Source organism: Endozoicomonas sp. SESOKO3 (genome assembly GCF_024606255.1).
In genome coordinates this window covers 1-1,464 of record NZ_JAHHPR010000014.1, presented here as the reverse complement: position 1 = coordinate 1,464, position 1,464 = coordinate 1, and the positions used below count along the sequence as shown (strand labels likewise).

Genomic DNA, 1,464 nt, shown 5'->3' with positions numbered 1-1,464 from the left:
GTTTTATCTTTACTGGCGGTTACCACATGACGACTATCAGTGCTAAAGACGGCTGAATTGACCTCGCCGTCATGAGTAATGGAGGCCTTTTCATTCCAGACTCCGTCCTTAAGGCCGTAGATTTTCACCGTTTTATTTTGACTGGCGATCAGCAGATGGCGGCTATCAGCGCTGAAAGTAACTGATGGTACCGAACTGCCATGACGAATGGTGGTTTTTGATTCCCATGATCCATCGGCCTTCAGACCGTAGATTTTCGCCGTACCATCGACACTGGCAGTCACAATATGGCTGCCATCGGTGCTGAAGTCGGCTGAAGTGACCCAAGAAGAATGGCGAATGTCAGCCTTTAGTTCCCAGGATCCATCGGTCTTATGGCCATAAATTTTCACCATGTGGGTGCCATCGCGGTTGGAGGGGGTATCGTTGAACCTACCGTACTCAGGCATTACACCAACGGTCAGCACATGGGTGCCATCGTAGCTGAAGGTGGCTGAAGTAGCATGATTGTCATAGGGAACAGTATCATTCTCCAGCCATGATCCATCTTCCTCCTGGCTAAGGATTTTCACCCCATTAGCGCTACCGGTGCAGGTTATCACATAGCACCCATCAACGCTGAAGGTGGCTGAGCAGACTGAACCTCGATGGGAAATGCTGGCTTTTGGTACCCAGGATCCATTGGCCTCCAAACCGTAGATTTTCGCCGTGCGACCATAACTGGCGGTCAGCAAAAGAGTGCTATCGGGACTGAACGTGGCTGAGCTGACCGGACGATCATAGGTAATGGTCTCCTTTTCTTGCCAGGATCCATCGGCCTCCAAACTGTAGATTCTCGCCGTGCAATCATAACTGGCAGTGACCAGATGATTGCCATCAGGGCTAAAGGTGGCTGAGTTGATAAGATCGGTATGAAAACAGCTGGTTTTTACATACCATGACCCATTGATGTCCTGACCAGAGATTTTCGCTGTATCTTCACCAAAAGCAGAACTCACGGTCACCACGTGGCGGCCATCGCCACTAAAGGTGGCTGATCTAATCTCGCCACCATGAGAAATCTCGCCTTTTCCAACCCATTCAAATGTTTCACATTTAGACATCAGTTCAGTGATGGTGAAATAGAAAATAGCGGGAAATTGATCACTCTTTCGGCGTTGTATAAGTGACTTTATTAGCACCTCATCATTCGTAAACTGCCCTAACCAGTCGCTGAGTTGGTTGTTATCTTTTGTACTGATGACTCTCTTGAGTTGAGCCTGGAGTGCTGAAGGAAACCGCTGATACCAAGCCTTCGCCAGAGCATCACCTTCTTTGATAGCATTGTAGAACTTAGAGCATGTCCGTTTTAAAAGGGCTACCGCTGGAAGATTCAGAGAGTCAATGACTTTATACTTTATCTCTAAGGGCAGTTGCTCCAATAAAGATTCACACTGGTAAGATGCAGTGATCTCCCTACCCATA

General features: G+C 48.0%; 1 protein-coding gene. It reads right to left on the bottom strand.

What is annotated here, in order from left to right; translation table 11 throughout:
* A partial coding sequence (locus KDK18_RS00120) for a WD40 repeat domain-containing protein (RefSeq protein ID WP_257252322.1) occupies positions 1-1,464 on the bottom strand: 1,464 nt, incomplete at both ends.